This window comes from Paenibacillus sp. J22P143, assembly GCF_059692035.1.
On sequence record NZ_JCAUAQ010000015.1, the window covers coordinates 33,867 to 50,419 of the forward strand.

The 16,553-nt window shown below is 47.2% G+C and carries 16 protein-coding genes; 13 read left to right on the forward strand and 3 right to left on the reverse strand.

The window, feature by feature from the left end; all coding sequences use genetic code 11:
• Positions 1 to 308 precede the first annotated feature (308 nt).
• From asnB to AC58PQ_RS19300, 4 genes are read left to right on the forward strand one after another with little or no spacing between them, the layout of a single operon-like run.
• Entirely contained in the window at positions 309 to 2,183 is a 1,875-nt protein-coding gene (gene asnB, locus AC58PQ_RS19285; protein ID WP_497244320.1) for an asparagine synthase (glutamine-hydrolyzing), read from the forward strand.
• A gap of 42 nt (positions 2,184 to 2,225) precedes the next feature.
• The gene (locus AC58PQ_RS19290) at positions 2,226 to 2,963 is read left to right on the forward strand and encodes a Cof-type HAD-IIB family hydrolase (RefSeq protein WP_497244322.1); all 738 of its coding nucleotides are present in this window, start codon (positions 2,226 to 2,228) and stop codon (positions 2,961 to 2,963) included.
• Positions 2,964 to 2,995: 32 nt separating this feature from the next.
• The gene (locus tag AC58PQ_RS19295) at positions 2,996 to 3,475 is read left to right on the forward strand and encodes a DUF456 domain-containing protein (RefSeq protein ID WP_497244324.1); all 480 of its coding nucleotides are present in this window, start codon (positions 2,996 to 2,998) and stop codon (positions 3,473 to 3,475) included.
• A gap of 46 nt (positions 3,476 to 3,521) precedes the next feature.
• On the forward strand, positions 3,522 to 5,216 hold the full coding sequence (locus AC58PQ_RS19300) for a putative polysaccharide biosynthesis protein (RefSeq protein ID WP_497244326.1): 1,695 nt from the start codon (positions 3,522 to 3,524) through the stop codon (positions 5,214 to 5,216).
• Positions 5,217 to 5,256: 40 nt separating this feature from the next.
• Here the strand turns inward: AC58PQ_RS19300 and AC58PQ_RS19305 are convergent, their stop codons facing one another.
• On the reverse strand, positions 5,257 to 6,564 hold the full coding sequence (locus AC58PQ_RS19305; protein ID WP_497244328.1) for a DUF2515 family protein: 1,308 nt from the start codon (positions 6,562 to 6,564) through the stop codon (positions 5,257 to 5,259).
• A gap of 222 nt (positions 6,565 to 6,786) precedes the next feature.
• Here AC58PQ_RS19305 and AC58PQ_RS19310 point away from each other — a divergent pair, with 222 nt between their 5' ends.
• From AC58PQ_RS19310 to AC58PQ_RS19325, 4 genes are read left to right on the forward strand one after another with little or no spacing between them, the layout of a single operon-like run.
• Entirely contained in the window at positions 6,787 to 7,173 is a 387-nt protein-coding gene (locus AC58PQ_RS19310) for a GntR family transcriptional regulator (protein WP_497244330.1), read from the forward strand.
• Positions 7,170 to 7,859 carry an ABC transporter ATP-binding protein gene (locus AC58PQ_RS19315; RefSeq protein ID WP_497244332.1) on the forward strand — a complete coding sequence of 230 codons (690 nt, stop codon included), beginning with the start codon at positions 7,170 to 7,172 and terminating at the stop codon, positions 7,857 to 7,859. The genes AC58PQ_RS19310 and AC58PQ_RS19315 overlap by 4 nt, the downstream gene beginning before the upstream one ends.
• Positions 7,856 to 8,698, forward strand: coding sequence for a hypothetical protein (locus AC58PQ_RS19320; RefSeq protein ID WP_497244335.1), 843 nt, complete (start codon positions 7,856 to 7,858; stop codon positions 8,696 to 8,698). Before AC58PQ_RS19315 ends, AC58PQ_RS19320 begins: the two co-directional genes overlap by 4 nt.
• 33 nt (positions 8,699 to 8,731) lie before the next feature.
• Entirely contained in the window at positions 8,732 to 9,952 is a 1,221-nt protein-coding gene (locus AC58PQ_RS19325) for a hypothetical protein (RefSeq protein ID WP_497244337.1), read from the forward strand.
• A gap of 165 nt (positions 9,953 to 10,117) precedes the next feature.
• Here the strand turns inward: AC58PQ_RS19325 and AC58PQ_RS19330 are convergent, their stop codons facing one another.
• Both AC58PQ_RS19330 and AC58PQ_RS19335 read right to left on the reverse strand, forming a co-directional pair.
• Positions 10,118 to 10,309 carry a type II toxin-antitoxin system antitoxin gene (locus AC58PQ_RS19330; RefSeq protein ID WP_497244339.1) on the reverse strand — a complete coding sequence of 64 codons (192 nt, stop codon included), beginning with the start codon at positions 10,307 to 10,309 and terminating at the stop codon, positions 10,118 to 10,120.
• A 12-nt stretch (positions 10,310 to 10,321) separates the two neighbouring features.
• Complete coding sequence (locus AC58PQ_RS19335; RefSeq protein ID WP_497244341.1) at positions 10,322 to 11,161, reverse strand: SPFH domain-containing protein; 840 nt, start codon at positions 11,159 to 11,161, stop codon at positions 10,322 to 10,324.
• Positions 11,162 to 11,333: 172 nt separating this feature from the next.
• On the opposite strand from AC58PQ_RS19335, the gene AC58PQ_RS19340 reads away from it, so the two are divergent.
• From AC58PQ_RS19340 to AC58PQ_RS19360, 5 genes are all read left to right on the forward strand, one after another.
• Positions 11,334 to 11,678: a thioredoxin family protein gene (locus AC58PQ_RS19340; RefSeq protein WP_497244343.1), complete on the forward strand. Its 345-nt coding sequence runs from the start codon at positions 11,334 to 11,336 to the stop codon at positions 11,676 to 11,678.
• A 418-nt stretch (positions 11,679 to 12,096) separates the two neighbouring features.
• Entirely contained in the window at positions 12,097 to 12,996 is a 900-nt protein-coding gene (locus tag AC58PQ_RS19345; RefSeq protein WP_497244345.1) for a COX15/CtaA family protein, read from the forward strand.
• A 107-nt stretch (positions 12,997 to 13,103) separates the two neighbouring features.
• Positions 13,104 to 14,867, forward strand: a complete 1,764-nt coding sequence (locus AC58PQ_RS19350; protein WP_497244347.1) for a UbiD family decarboxylase — start codon at positions 13,104 to 13,106, stop codon at positions 14,865 to 14,867.
• A complete protein-coding gene (locus tag AC58PQ_RS19355; protein ID WP_497244349.1) occupies positions 14,867 to 15,823 on the forward strand; it encodes a DMT family transporter in 957 nt (318 codons plus the stop codon). Before AC58PQ_RS19350 ends, AC58PQ_RS19355 begins: the two co-directional genes overlap by 1 nt.
• A 22-nt stretch (positions 15,824 to 15,845) precedes the next feature.
• Positions 15,846 to 16,553 carry a Cthe_2314 family HEPN domain-containing protein gene (locus AC58PQ_RS19360; protein WP_497244351.1) on the forward strand — a complete coding sequence of 236 codons (708 nt, stop codon included), beginning with the start codon at positions 15,846 to 15,848 and terminating at the stop codon, positions 16,551 to 16,553.

The following is a 16,553-nucleotide window of genomic DNA, read 5'->3' on the forward strand; positions in this document are numbered from 1 at the left end:
AAGCCTACCACTCAGTCATGCACCAGTTACGCCATGGTCGCATACCCTATCACAAGGGTTGAACTTGCTTCACCCTAAATGTTGCCTCAGGTCAACTTTTGTGTGCAGAGGAAAGGTGGTCGAATCTCATGAAAAAAAGCCGGTTATCTGCTTCGTTAAAACGACTTCTCATTTCCATCATTTTTCTATAGGATCCAGCTATTCTCGTACGCTCATGGTATTTCCTGAATGACGGGCTGATATGGTATACTAATATATCGGTTGTCCAAGAGAAAGAATGATGAGAGTACGGAGGAGTGAGTCTCACCATGTGTGGTATTACGGGTGTTATGTATTTTGAAGATAGAGAACCAACGGAGGCTAGCTTGAAGCAAATGACGGATGTGATTGTGCATCGCGGGCCTAATGATTTCGGCTTCTGGACAGAGAATCGCATTGGTTTAGGTTTTAGACGATTATCCGTTATTGATATCAAAGAGGGCCATCAGCCATTAACGAATGAAGATGAAACCGTGTGGATTATTTTCAACGGTGAAATTTATAATTACAAAGAACTGCGCACGATGTTGAAGGAGCGCGGTCATATTTTCCGCACGCAGAGTGACACCGAAGTCATCGTCCATCTTTATGAGGAATTCGGCGAGGATTGCGTGAAGCACATGCGCGGTATGTTTGGCTTTGTGATCTGGGATCGCAAGAAAAAGCAGCTGTTCGGAGCGAGAGACCACTTCGGCATTAAGCCGTTTTATTATCATGTGAGTGACCGTCAATTTGTGTTCGGCTCGGAAATCAAGAGCTTGCTTGCGGCGGAAGGCATGAATCGGTTAATCCATACGGACAGCTTGCTGAATTATTTGACCTTTCAATATGTACCAGAGCCGAATACCATGTTCCAAGGCATCTATAAGCTGCCGCCTGCTCATACGGTTACAATCACCTTTGAAGGTAAAATGACACTACATAAGTATTGGGATCCGATGTTTGAACCAGAAGACAAGCCTTTCGATCACTACGTAGAGCAGATCCGTGAAGGGCTGAAAGAGTCCGTCAAGCTTCACATGGTCAGCGACGTGGAACGCGGATGCTTCTTATCGAGCGGTATCGACTCGACGGCAATTGCTACGCATATGCGGAATATCGAACCGATCCGCACGTTCTCCGTTGGCTTTGAAGGTGCCAACAATGAGACGCCGATCGCTGCTCAGACCGCAGCAACGCTCGGGACAGAGCACTACGACAAAATCATCACGCAGGATGATTTCTTCGCGACCATGCCGAAGGCGATCTGGCACCAGGACGAGCCTGTCGCCGATCCTTCGGCCATTGCCCTCTACCACGTGGCGCAGCTTGCGCGCGAGCACGTGACTGTTGTGCTGTCCGGCGAAGGCGCGGACGAGCTGTTCGGTGGCTATCGCATATATCGCGAGCCGCAATCGCTCAAACCGCTGGATCAGCTTCCGACTTCCGTGAAGCGCATGCTGAACCGCTTCGCACGCATACTGCCAAGCGGCGTGAAGGGCCGCAATTATGTATTGCGGGGGACGACTCCGCTAGAAGAACGATTCCTCGGGAACGCCAAAATCTTCTCCGAGGATATGAAGGCGGAAGTACTGCGTCTCGATAGCGAGATGCTGCGCGCCTACAAAAATCCCGTTCAAATCGCCGGCGATTACTATAACAAAACGAAACACCTAGATCCGGTTAGCCGGATGCAATACATCGACATGAATTTGTGGATGCCTGGCGATATTTTGATGAAGGCCGACAAAATGACAATGGCGCACTCCCTGGAGCTGCGCGTTCCTTTCTTGGATAAAGAATTGTTCGAAGTGGCCCGCCGCATTCCAGCCAAATATCGCATTGCGAATGGGACAACGAAGTACATTTTCCGTAAAGCGATGGAAGGCATTATTCCAGATCCGATTCTGAATCGTCCGAAGCTTGGTTTTCCAGTGCCTTTGCGCGATTGGATGAAGGGTGCCATGGGCGATATGGTCATGGAGCAAATCAAATCGAGTGGAATCGAAGATTACATCGACATTGGTGCTGTTGAGAAAATGCTTCATAAGCATCGTATTGGTCAAGGGGACTTCGCAAGACGCTTGTGGACCCTTTATATCTTTGCACTTTGGCACAAAACATTCATGGAAGAGCTGCCTAAGAAGGTACTAACTGCTTACTAGGTCGACAAACCAATGGCGGCATAGAGATGGGAGTTGATACAATTGGGAATTTATAAATTAATCGCGCTCGACATGGATGGAACCTTGCTGAATGAAGAGAAGAAAATATCTGCTGAGAATCAAGCTGCGATTCGAGAAGCCTCTTCTCAAGGCAAAGTGGTGATTATGTCTACTGGTCGCGGTGCGATAAGCGCCATGCCTTACATTAAGGAGCTGGGGCTTTCAACTCCCCTTGTTGTGGTGAACGGCAGTGAAGTGTGGGCGTCGCCGGATACATTGCTCAAACGAACGCTTGTACCGATTGAAACGATACGCGAATTACATCAGTTAGCGGTGGAAAATGACTGTTGGTGGTGGGCTTACTCCGTAGAAGGTGTGTTCAATCGTGAAAGTGAAGGATTTGATATCAATCAGCATGAATGGCTTAAATTCGGCTACTTCACAGACAATGCGGAGAAATTACAACGAATTCGCGATGTGGTGTCGAGCTGGGGAACGCTTGAAATCACCAACTCACATCCGTCGAACCTGGAGATGAATCCGCTTGGCATTAGTAAAGCAAGCGGTGTTGAAGCGGTTTGTGAATATCTAGGGATTTCAATGTCCGAGGTGATCGCCATGGGTGACAGTGAAAATGATATCGCGATGATCCGTGAAGCAGGACTTGGTGTTGCCATGGGGAACGCGCAGGATGAAGTGAAGCGAATCGCCGATATCACGACCGTGACCAACGATGAGCATGCTGTCGCACAAGTCATTCGCACCTACATGCTTGCCTAAATGACACTCCTGAATGGAGGAAGTAACTGAGCATGATTACCTTAGGTTGGATTGTCGTTATTCTTTTATTTGTTGTCGGAATGGTGGGGGCTGTGTATCCGATACTGCCAGGTGTACTGGCCATTTATGCTGCTTTTTTCATCTATGGCTGGCTGATCAGCTGGGAGCCCTTCGGCTTCTGGTTTTGGTTGATCCAAACCCTGATCGTCATCATTATTATCGTGGCGGACTATGCGGTTAGTGCATTAGGGGTCAAAAAGTTTGGCGGCTCCAAAGCGGCAATCATCGGCAGCACCGTTGGTCTGATTATTGGCCCTTTCGTAATACCAGCATTCGGGATCATCCTGGGTCCGTTCATTGGTGCTATATTGGGCGAATTGATAATCGGAACCTCCTGGCAAAATGCCGTACGCGCAGGAATAGGTTCTGTGCTCGGTTTTTTTGCCAGCTCTGTCGTGAAAATTGCTTTACAGCTGGCCATGATTATTATTTTTTTCATCTGGGTCTTTTAAGGCCTAGAAGGACGTTTGTAAATTGTAAGAGAGAGAAGGAACGGACTTGACGAAGGTAACCAAAGATTCCCTTGTAAAAGGGACGCTCATTCTCACCGTGGCCGCGCTTGTAGCGCGGTTTCTCGGCGTTTTCCAGCGAATACCGCTGGTTCACTTGCTTGAGGAGCAAGGAATGGGCAGTTATTCCATTGCTTTTAATTTATATTCGATCCTGCTTGTGATCGCAACAGCGGGTATTCCGAGTGCATTAAGTAAAATGGTTGCCGAGAAGTACGCCATCGGTCGACCGCATGAAGCGCAAAGGATCTATCGGGCTGCGATTTGGTTCGCTGTCATTGCTGGGGTTGGGATGACGTTACTGTTATTTGTTTTCGCACCCCTTTATGCGGAACATATTTCGCACGGTGGACCAGATGCTACGCTAGCTACAAGAGCGATTGCACCCGCGATGCTGTTCTTCCCACTTATCGCCATCATGCGCGGCTACTTCCAAGGTAGACAACATATGATGCCGAACGGGATCTCGCAAGTTGTGGAACAAATATTCCGATTGATCACATCGATTGCATTGGCGTTTTTCTTGCTCAATTATTCGCTTGGTTGGGGTGTAGCGGGTGCTTCCTTTGGTGGTGTTGTCGGGGGGATTGCTGCACTTGCTGTGATGCTATACTACGCTAGGAAGCTGCAACGAAATGATGCGCAAACGCGCCAAGCAGTCACAGCCGTTTCGCAAGCCGCTGCAGAGCAGACCGGTGCTACTCGGATTGGAGATCAACCAACGGAAATGTTCAGATACCGGGATATTTATCGAAGCTTGCTGAAGCTCTCGATCCCAATCGTCGTTTTCTCGGTTACGGTTACGCTCGTGTACGCCATCGATACCTCGATGATTATCCCATTGCTTGAAGATTCAATCGGAGCCATAGAAGCCTTAGGCTTGGTTGGGGTCATTGGCGGACGCGCGCAACCGCTCGCGGGAATTCCCATCATTTTGGCCATTGCGTTAAGTCAATCTGTCGTGCCTATTATCTCGGCAGCATACTCGCGCAAAGATCTCAAAGCTGTAGGACAGCAGACGACACGTGTGCTTCAACTCGCGATTCTGTCTGGTCTCCCTGCGGTGTTGATGATCAGCATAGCTGCTAGGCCGCTCGACTTCTTCTTGTTTGGCCTTGAGGATTCCGCCTATGGGATTGCGCATGGACCTGCCATGATTTCCTTGCTGACAGCAGGTGCGATGTTCCAGATCATCATGCAGACCTCAGGAGCTGTTCTCATGGGCATGGGGCGAATGAAGCCATTGATGGCACATGTGGCTGTCGGCATCGCTATCAAGCTGCTAGGCAGCTTCGTGTTAGGGCAATGGTTGGGCATCTATGGCATCATAATCTCTACGGGGCTATGCTTCATCGCAATGTCATGGCTGAACCTTCGATCGCTTCGTAAAGAAGTAACATTCACGATTCTGGGACGTCGTTTCGGTGGGCTCATTGTTACGATCATTGTCATTGGTGTTCTTGGCTTTGCAGCGGAATGGCTGACACATACGTATGTGCTGCCAACGCCTTGGTTCCGCTTAAATCAAGGCATCCAAGCGGTGTTGATTTGCGGATTTACGGTGGCGTTGTATCCAATCTTGCTGATGGTAACACGTGTGGTGACGAAGGATGATGTGAAAAGCTTTCCGTCACCGGTTCAGAAGCTGATTGGTAGAGTGAGTCGTGTGTTGAAACGATCCTAAAAAGTTAGTGAGCAGCAACTAGCACGAAACCATTCACCCTTCAGGGGATGAATTTCTTAATCGCTTGAGCGCCAATGACAGCTAATTCAACCTTGCTCAGACCTAGGCACATGTCCTGAGTCAAATCGTAATCATACGGAACCGTAATGGATTGCATATGCGTTAGCGGTTCCTCCACACTTGTGAACCAGTCTCCTCGCTCTACCGGCGCTAGCGGCCTGTCAGGCCAAGCCGAGTGAAGCGGAGGACTATAGAACGGCGCTGCACCTTTCTTAAGGCTGTAGCCATCGAGCCTCTCCTGATACTTGCGATCAGGAGGGGTTTTTCGTATGGGTGCATATAGATGCGGCCAATAGTCGGAACGTGATCCCGTATGGGGAGTTGAAGCTGCATAAGCTAGGACGCCTTGAAGCACACCTGGAGCCCTATACAGGATCGCATACAAGCTTTTGCCGAATTCAATGCGTTCAGTTAGATTCTTGAAATTTTCAAGTATAAGGCCAGCAAGATGCGGTTGAGGGAAAGGTGCATCCATCGCGGTGGATTGAAAGGGGAAGCCAACATGATTAAGCTGCAGCCAAGCCTGTGTTTTGAACAGAGGCGTGTCTAATACGGTTTGTCGGTAAATAGGATTGTGAACAATACGTTCTTCGACGTAGCTCTGCTCATTGACAATCAGACCTAGGGTAAGAAGGCCGGCATCTTGGAAATGCCAGAAGTCCTGCCAGATCGGGAGCATCCAAGCGGATATATGCAAATGAGGGAGAAGATGAAATAAACTAACCTTTCTCCGTTTACTTTCGGCATATAGCAGCATTTGAGGGTAAGCATCTTGGAAAATAAGGGCATTTGCACGCTCCAGAAAGGAAAATAAGTGATCTGTGGCTTTATTGCTCATTAAGTGAGGCAACAGTTCCCCGCGTAAGTCTGTCATACACCACCCCCCATTGCGTGATACCATATGAGCTAATAACGCCCAATGCAGCTCCGGAAAGTGACGATAGCACCTCCAATAGGCTTGTGTCCGTGTCACATTATTGCGATTATCTGTCTGGGTTTTGGCGATGATCTGTTGAAGAATCTGTTGTTCCAGAGCGGTAGGGGAGGGGGGAATGACGCCTCCTTGCTGCAAAGCTAGCTGTTGGTGTAGAGCTTTTTCAATTCTCACTTTCGCGATAGGGGAGATTTCAATGCTCTGTGGCGACGATCCGTGATGAGCTAGCTCAGAGGAAGTAATCAACTTAGTGGTTTGCTGTTTAACAAACTGAACAATCGCACCGGGCAATCCCCTCATTCTTCCGTAAAATCCCGTATTGTCTTTGTCTTCTGGTGGCAGATTGACTCTCATCACGGCCTCCTTATTAGAGCGAATTCCATCCTTCTATTATTTGCTTCTTAGCTTTCGGGTATGACAAAGGCTGGAATAAAAATGTAGGGAGTGTTCTTAAAAAACCAAATATTGACAGGAATAGTGTATGAGTAGTATAGTACACATATTGTGTATGAACCAGTTAGTACACACACTAAATAATTCCAGTTTTACCTAGAAAGGAACATAGGAGATGGGAAGATGAACATAACATTTAATAATCGCGATCCCGTTTATCTGCAGGTTGTTCGCTATTTCAAGGAAGAAATTGCCACTGGTCGACTTGAAGGTGGGCAAGAAATCCCATCGAGGCGTGAGCTAGCAGGATTACTCCAGATTAATCCAAACACCGCACAAAAGGCTTATAAAGAAATGGAGGAGCAGAATTTGATCACAACTGCAGGTAATTCCCCGAGTCGGATAACGACGGATAAGCAAATTTTGAATACCATTCGTGAAGAACTTATTCAAGAAGCGGTTGGGGTATTCGTTCAATCGATAAGCAATATTGGCTTGCCAACCGATGAATTGTTACGTTTTGTTAAAGAAAAGTATGAAGAGGAACGTGCGAAGGGGGTCTCCAGATGATCGAAGTGGAGGGGCTCGTTAAGAAGTATGGCAGGAAGAATGTGTTAGACAAGGTTACTTTTACGGCAGAGAAAGGCCAAATCACATGCTTGATTGGAATTAACGGAGTTGGGAAGTCAACCATTATGAAAGCCATCATGGGGCTCACACCAATTCACGGCGGGAAGATTCAAGTGGATGGACAGCCCTTGACAACGAAAGCGTACGAGCAGGTTGTGTTCATTCCAGACACCTTGACGATGCCCTCGCACATGAAGATAAGGGAAGCCATGCAGTTTATGAATGATTTCTATGCGAATTGGAATGAAGCTCGAGCAGAAGAGCTCCTGACCTTTTTCAAATTGAAGGGAGAAGACCGACTCTCCTCCTTGTCGAAGGGAAATTCGGCCAAAGCCAATCTGCTGCTTGGACTTTCCCTGGATGCCGACTATTTGCTAATGGACGAGCCCTTTTCTGGTATCGACATGTTCAGTCGTGAACAAATTACGGGTGTTTTTACTAGTCATCTCATGGAAGATCGCGGTGTTCTCATAACCACCCACGAAATTCAAGATATTGAACATTTAATTGATAAGGTGATATTGCTGGATGAGGGTCGGGTTCGGAAGCAGTTCCTTCCGGAGGAGCTTCGCTCACTAGAAGGTAAATCAGTCGTGGATGTCATGAGAGAGGTGTATGCGAATTGAAATCCTTCGGAAAGCTTTTGAATTGGGAAGTTGTGCGCTTCTCTAAGTTATATGGTGCCTTAGCACTCTTACTTTTGGTAACACAATTTGCAGGAATTTGGCTCTCTTCTCAATCCTATCTCAGCGCCGTTCGTACGTGGATGGACAGAAATGGCGGGACGGAGGGGGGATACCCTGATGGCTATCATAGAGCAAATCTTATTCAAATGTACAATTCGGTTTGGTTCGAGGGCGTCATCTCTTTATGTGCGATCGTGCTGGTGCTGTATGTTTTTATGATTTGGTATAAAGAGTGGTTCGGCCGCAATACGTTTGCATACCGACTACTCATGCTACCAACATCGCGGATGAACGTGTATATGGCTAAATTAAGTGCAATCCTATTGTTTGTATTCGGTTTTGTCGCATTGCAGCTCGTGGTGATACCTCTTCAATTAGCGGCTTTTCGTGCGATGATTCCGGAAGAGCTACGACAAGCAGTGACTATGGTAGAGTTGATTCGTAGTGATTCTTTACTGAATCTGTTTCTGCCCCCGTCATTTATCCAATTTATTTTGAACTATGGAGCGGGAATCATGGGCGTGATTGTGGTGTTTACCGGGATACTGCTAGAAAGAAGCTATCGATGGAGAGGTATTATTGCCGGAGTTTTGTATAGTGGATCTGCTCTACTTTTAGTTAATTCGCCGCCTTTAGTAAGTGAAATAAGTGGACTCTGGTTGTCTTTTCCGTTATTTCCAAGTGAAATAGTACTGCTCCGGATTTTTATCGGCCTCTGTATCATTGCAATTTCAGTAGGGTTTAGCTCATTATTGCTGCGAAAAAAAGTGACGGTATAAAGTTTTTAAATACATTGCAAAGGAGGTGCGCACATGAAACGATACTGGCTGCTAGCCATGCTGATACTCTTTTGTGTGTTAGCCATAGGTGCGTACTATGTGTCAGGTGTAGGTGTTCAGAAGCCAGACTTTGTGCTGAAAACGATCAAGGGGCAAGAAAGCGATGGAGCAGGGTTGCGTGTTCTGGGGCAAATGGATGTAGATCCCATCAAGATATCTACAAAGGGAAGTGAATCCGAAGCGGATCACCTGTCCTATTTCGAAAAGCTCGATGTGAATATGTATTTTCAGGAGGAGTATAACAAATTACTTAAGGAGCATCGTTCTTTCATGCGAGGAAAAAGGGAAGTTAATGCCTTTTACGAGGATGACAAGGTCCTGGCCTATGTGGCAGCTGAGCCTCGCAATGATGCCAAGGAGCAATCGAATCTCCTAACGATTTCATTCAAGGAGAAGCTTAGCACACAGAATGTTACCTTCGAGCTTCGTGCTGAGAAGAGAAGCGATGAATTTATGCGTATCGACGATGTGCAGGTGAAAGATAGTGTCATGAAAGTGCTTGTGAATCGTCAGCAAGCTTTCAAGTACCCGCAGTTTCAGGATACGGGATACGATATGTATACCATTGATCTAGTGAGTAAAAGCTTGTTGACGGTAGAGGAGCTTATGCCTGCTACTACACAAGCAAGTGCCATGCGAACAAAAACAACATATGTGTGGGGGAGTGATCTCCTCGGGCCTAATGGGTTTGCGATCTTCGATCGAACTGAACATAAGATCAAAGATAAGGGTGATAAAGAGGGCGATAAGGTAGAAGAAGGTTTAGTCAATCGTGAGCTTCTTGTATACAATATTTGGAGCGGACAATGGCAGACCCTTCAGAGTGAGCCTCTGCATACGTTTCTGATGGAGGATCATCAGATGGGAATGCGGATCAGGCACGCCAATCAAGAGTTATCCCTAGTCGCAATCTCCGAAAAATTAGATTCGCATGTCATGCTTGTAAACATAGCAGAGAATAAAGTGATTAGGGATGTTCAACTCCCCCTCCATGCCATTCAAAAGGAATGGGGCGGAGCGCGGTATACCTTGTTGGAGAATGATCGTATACATCTACTGTTTGGTAGCCAAAATATTTCCGCTGCGATTGTTGAACTGCAATCGGGGAATGTGATCTATCAGGCTGAGGTTCAGCGAAAGGATCAGAATGGAATTGTCAATTTAATTGTGCAAGGAATTGAGTTGGAGAAATAAAAGAATGTACAACCCCTGATTCTCGCGAAGTTGAAGTTGCTGACTTCTCAACAACGAGTTCCTCGATTACCGTAGAACCAACAATTTCAGCGCCGGTAATTACGATTACTGTGTAATGAAAAAAAACATCTTACAGGCGATATAAGTGCCATGTAAGATGTTTTTTCATGTGTCCAAGTCTTCCTTCGTAAGCTGAGTGGCATTAGATTTGGGGAGCCTTCCCGAACGGAGGAGCGCTTCGCGGAGTAAGTATTCAATGTGACCGTTAACACTTCGGAACTCATCCTCAGCCCACTGCTCCAAAGCTTGATGCAGCTTGGGATCCAGTCGAAGTGGAAAATTTTTCTTAGGAGCCATACCATGGCTCCGTTAGTACAACGTACCGGTATTAATGACCGGAGTCGCTGAACGATCAGATACAATCGCAACTAGGAGATTGTTGATCATGGCAGCTTTACGCTCCTCGTCAAGCTGTAAACCCTTGGCTTCCAATTGCTCGACAGCCAATTGAACCATGCCAACGGCGCCTTCTACAATGATTGAACGGGCGGATAGAATCGCAGAGGCTTGCTGACGCTGCAGCATCGCACTGGCAATTTCCGTGGAGTAGGCAAGGTGAGTCAGGCGTGACTCAATCACCTCAACACCAGCCACAGAAAGACGATGCTGAAGCTCCGTGCTAAGCTCGGCTGCAACCTCATCGGCATTTCCTCTTAAGGAGTAGCCTTCCGTATCGAAATGATCATAGGGATACTTGCTGGCCACATGACGAAGCGCAGTCTCACTTTGAATTTCAACGAATTTCTCATAACTATCTACATCGAACAATGCTTTGTACGTATCTACGACTTTAAACACAATCACAGCAGCAATTTCAATTGGATTCCCATTGATATCATTCACTTTTAATTTGACACTGTTAAAATTCCGAACCCGCAGCGATATTTTCTTCTTCGAAGAGAAGGGAATAACGAGCCACATACCACTTTTGCGAATCGTCCCTAGATAGCTCCCGAAAAAAGTAATGACCGCTGCTTGATTCGGCTGAACGACAGTCGTTGTCGACAAAGAGATGATGCTAACCACGATCAAAATAAAACCAATCAAAAAGTTCTCTTGTGTGAGACTGTAAATGCCTAGTCCAAGAGCGGAGAAAAATAAGAGTAAGCCAATAAAGCCATTGAATGACCATGCTTTAATTTCGTTCATGGGTGTAAAGCCTCCCTAACCAGTATATTATTTTGATATTTATATGATATCACTTTTTACTTTAATTGTAAATGAACTCTGTCATAAAACGTACGCTAGAACGGTCAACGCTTGACACTCATTTTCACGCATGCTATAAGAGAGTAAATTCCAGAAGTGAAGAGGTGTCCCTATGCGTAAAGTTACAACTGAACAACAATATCAAGAACAAATTTCCCAACCAGGCGTGACGATTGCTGTTTTCAAAACAACATGGTGTAAGGATTGCCATTATATTGATCCTTTTATGCCTGCAGTGGAGCAAGCCTACGATGGTCGTATCACATTTATTGAACTAGATCGCGATGAATTCCCGGATTTGTGTGAACAATTGAACATCTTAGGCATTCCAAGCTTTATTGCTTTCCGTGGCGGCCAAGAACTGGTTCGCTTCGTAAGTAAGCTGCGCAAAACCCGTGAAGAAATCGAGCAATTCCTCGATCGTGCGCTTGAAGTTTCGAACGCGCTAGCTCCTTAGAATGAATAGATCAACTCCACTTTGCATTGGTGAGCCTCCCCAAAAGGGAGGCTCGCATTGCGTTCCAGGCAAAGCCAATCCCATCGTCTAACGGACATTTGAGCCGTTATTTGGGCAATATGACGCCAAATTTGTCTGAATTCTAAAAAATAGAAGCGTCTATGTTCGTTAGATATTCAAATCCCCTGAATTTGAGCAAATAATTTCCGAATAAATGCGCCAACACTGCACACACTATAATGTTTTTTCCAAGTGTTGGAGAGGCCATTAGCATAGGAGCGAACAGCTGATTCCATGTGGTTTCGGAGCTTTGTAACATTTGCGAATGGAAATGCCTTCATAATAAAGCTATAATTGAAAGCAGAACAACAGTATTCGACATGATCCTCAATAGATATGACATAAAGTAGGTGCAATCATGCAAAAATGGATCCAAAGATTCGCTAATTTATCCGCCATCGGCATGTTTCTTATTCTTGCAATGGGTGCCTTAGTCACCAAGGCTGACGCAGGTCGAGGCTGCGGGGATGAATGGCCGTTGTGTAATGGTAAATTCATTCCGGCGCATACCATTTCTTCTTTTATTGAGTATAGTCATCGCTTAGTTGTAGGTATTGTAACGCTCATTCTTGTAGCAACATTTTTCTTAGTTTTTCGCTATGTGAAACGTAGAGATGCTAAATTCTTTATCACAGCAACCGTGGTGATGACGCTGATTCAAGCAGTCATGGGCGCTTTAGCCGTTGTTTGGCCGCAATCCTCACTTGTCTTGGCACTACATTTCGGCTTATCCTTACTTGCTTTTGCTTTTTCCTTGTTGCTTGCTCTCGTGTTTACGCCTTGGGGACAATTTGTGCGGACGACGTCGATCCACTTAAGCTTTAAAGTGATTGTCTGGTTTACCGCCATTTACAGCTATGTGGTTGTTTATCTTGGGGCATTCGTTCGACATACCGTTTCTTCAGGCGGTTGCTCGGGCTGGCCTTTGTGTAATGGCGAAGTGATTCCAGAGCTCAGCGGTGCCACAGGTATTGTTTTTACCCATCGAATCGCTGCTTTGCTGCTGTTTATCTGTATATTATTTCTGTATCTCCAAGCGCGACGTCATTATCAGCGTACAGACAAGCTGTGGTTTGGGAGCAAATGGGCGCTTATTCTCGTTTCGCTTCAAGTCATTAGCGGTGCTGTGGTCACATGGTCGTTAGGAAATGAAGTCGCTTATCTATTTACAGGTATGATTCATGCCATTATTGTGGCTTGTATGTTTGGATTCTTATGTTATTTGTGTGTGCTTACCCTATATGACCGCAAAGCCTAGCAGCTAACTGTGGCACAAGAAGGCCTTCTGACGGAAGGCCATTTCCTTTTTCTTTTTCATCCTAACGAATGATGACTATATATTTTACAGATAAGGTGGAATTTCCTATGGTACCAACAAATTTAAGAGCATTTCTTGAGATTTTACGCCGCGAAAATGAATTGATCGAAATAACCGCTCCGGTGGATCCGAATCTCGAGCTTGCGGAAATACATCGTCGCGTCATCGACGAGCAAGGACCAGCTTTACTTTTCACCAATGTAAAAGGCAGCGCATTCCCTGTCGTGACGAACCTGTTCGGCACAACAAGAAGGGTTGATCTGGCTTTCGGTCCGAAGCCGGAGCAATTCATGAAAGCGGTTATCAATGCAACTAGCACATTGATGCCCCCTACACCCAAAGCGCTGTGGGGCGAAAGAGGTCTCATTCTCGACCTGATGAAGGTCGGGACGAAGAAGATTGCGCCGAATCAAGCGCCGATTCTCGGCGGCTTGAAGAAGGACAACCCCATGGCAGGACTGCCCGTCCTGACGAGCTGGCAAGAAGACGGCGGCCCGTTCGTCACGCTGCCGCTCGTATACACCGAGCATCCCGACGGCGGTCATCATAACCTGGGCATGTATCGCATGCAGGTGTATGATGACTTCACGACCGGCATGCACTGGCAAATCCACAAAGGCGGCGGCTTCCATTATCACGAAGCCGAGAAACGCAACCAAGCGCTGCCCGTCACCGTGTTCCTGGGCGGCCCGCCTGCGCTCATCGCCTCGGCGATTGCGCCGGTGCCCGAGCACCTGCCCGAGCTGATGCTCGCTTCGCTCATCCTCGGGCAGAAGCTGCCCATGGTGGAGAATCCCCATGGGGGGCACCGCCTCGTGGCCGAGGCGGAGTTCGCGATATGCGGCTCCGTACCGCCGCATCTGAGACGTCCCGAAGGGCCGTTCGGCGACCACTTCGGGTATTACTCACTCATCCATGATTTCCCCGTTTTCAACGTGAATCATGTGTGGCACCGCAAAGACGCGATCTATCCGGCGACGATCGTCGGCAAACCCCGCCAAGAGGATTACTTCCTTGGCGAATTCTTGCAAAGACTGCTAGAGCCCGCGTTCCCGATGGCGATGCCAGGGGTGAAAGACCTGTGGACGTATGCCGAGACCGGGTTTCACCCGCTCGCAGCCGCTGTCGTCCGCGAAAGCTATAGCCGTGAAGCGCTCGGTACGGCGTTCCGTATCCTCGGCGAGGGACAGCTGTCCCTCACGAAGTTCCTGATCGTGACGGACAAGCCAACAACCTTAGCGAATTTCTCGCAGTTGCTAGAAACCGTATTAGAACGTTTCGATCCGGCTCGGGATCTATTTATTTTCAATAAAACATCACATGATACGCTGGATTATACCGGTGGTCAGCTCAACCACGGCTCCAAAGCCGTTCTGCTCGGCACAGGCGACCCTGTACGCGAGCTGCCAAGGGCTTACACGGAAGGCGAACTGCCTGAGATCCATGATATCGCTGTGTACTGTGGCGGCTGCCTGCTCGTCTCTGGGGCTTCCTATGCAGCTGAGCCTGAGCTGCCACAGCGTCTGCTTGCGAATGCTGCTGACCGATTGAAGCAATGGCCGCTGGTCATCCTTGTCGATGATGCCAGCGACATTGCGAATGACCAAACGAAATTCCTATGGACGGTGTTCACACGCTTTAACCCTGCAAGTGATATGTACGCGCAGTCTAATGTGAATCGTCATCATATTGCGTATGAAGTTCCGATTGTGATCGACGCGCGTATGAAGCCAGGCTACCCAGATGAGTTATTTCCACGCGAAGATATAGTAGAGCTAGTTGACCGCAGATGGAAGGAATACTTCGCGTGATGAGCTCGGGACGTTTGCGAGCTATTTATCCGCATCTCGGATTTGTTCTTGTGTACCTGCTTTGGGGGATTAATTTAGCTTCACTCAAAATTGGGGGCCGAGAATGGGATAGTCTCGTCTTTAATGGTCTACGCTTCGCAAGTATGATTCCGATTCTATGGGTCTATACTTACTTTTATTATCGTTCACGGTCGCTTCGCTTCCAAATTGCGGGTCGAGATCTGCTGCTCATCTGTGGGTTAGGGATACTTAATGCCGTAGGGATGGAGGCACTGCTACAGTATGCTTTACAGTTCTCCAACGCTGCGAATGGTGCCGTGCTCGGGCGAGGCTTTATGCCCGTTATCACGGTGCTCATAGCCGTCATTGCAGGCCAGGTGAGGGTATCATGGCGAATCTTAATCGGAATTCCTCTAGCGCTTGGCAGTGTGATCCTCATTGTCTCAGGGGGAGCTGAAGGCTTTCACTTGGGCAGTGAGACATTTCGAGGCGATATCCTGCTGCTTATGCGCAGTTTTATGGGAGCCATTTATCTCATTGGGATGAATCGATTAGTCGTGAAATATCCTCTTCCCATCTTAATCTCACTTGAAATGACAGCGGGTGCCCTATCCTTACTACCGTTCGTGCTATTGCGGGCGGATGGTGCGTACTTCGCAGCGATCTCGCAGACGGGTTGGATTAGCTTAATCTATACTTCTTTGCTGGCAACAGCAGTTGGTTTCTCCTTGCATAATTGGAGTTTGGCTAAGCTAGGGCCTTTCAAATCATCGGCCTATGGCTATTTGCTTCCAGTTACAGCTGCGCTAGGAGGATTTGTTTTCCTCGGTGAATCGATCTCGCTGAGCCAGTATCTTGGCGGCATTGGCGTGTTGGCCGCGATGTATTTCGTCCAGCGTGATCGTTCATCAGGGGCAAAGAGAGCACCCGTGCCTATGACCACGACCAGTTCATGATTGTATAAAGGGAGGTGATCTTATGCTTCGTGTGTTATTTAATGAGCCGAAACGGATCGACAGCGGACTCCTGCTGGAAGCAGGCAATGCAGTAAGAGCCTATATGAAACACATCGAGACCGAACAGAGTCACCTCTCCACGAGATATTCGATCTTCCATCGTCAAGCGATATGGAGTAAGGGGTTTATCGACGCTTTAGATGAACTCGAGCAGAGTAAATATTGCTGTGAGCGATACGGTGAGCTCATTGTAAAAGGTTTTTTGGAGGAAATGAATCCCCAAGAGACCGAGGCTTATCAACGATTTGTGTATTTCTACAAAAATGCGTTTATTCGCTTATTTTCCATTTTAGATAAACTAGGGACCTTCATGAATGATCTCTTCGGATTAAAAACGGAAACATTAAAATCGCGATTTTCGTATTTCACCGTGCTCCGTTACATGCATGAGAAGCAAATCCATGGCTCGTTAGAGCTGCAGCTCTATACGCTCAAAATGGACTATAAAGCTCCGCTAGATCGACTGCGTAATTTACGTAATATGGAAATTCATTATATTAATGCTGAGATGCTGGACGATCTTTTGCAGAAAGAACCGATGCTTGGAGAACGCATTCATATTGAGAATGTGAAGCTTAATTTGTCCGATTTGCAGCAGGGATTTGACATGGTATGCCGAACCTTAACAATAGCATTTACTTATATTACGGCATATGTGACAAAGGGGTAG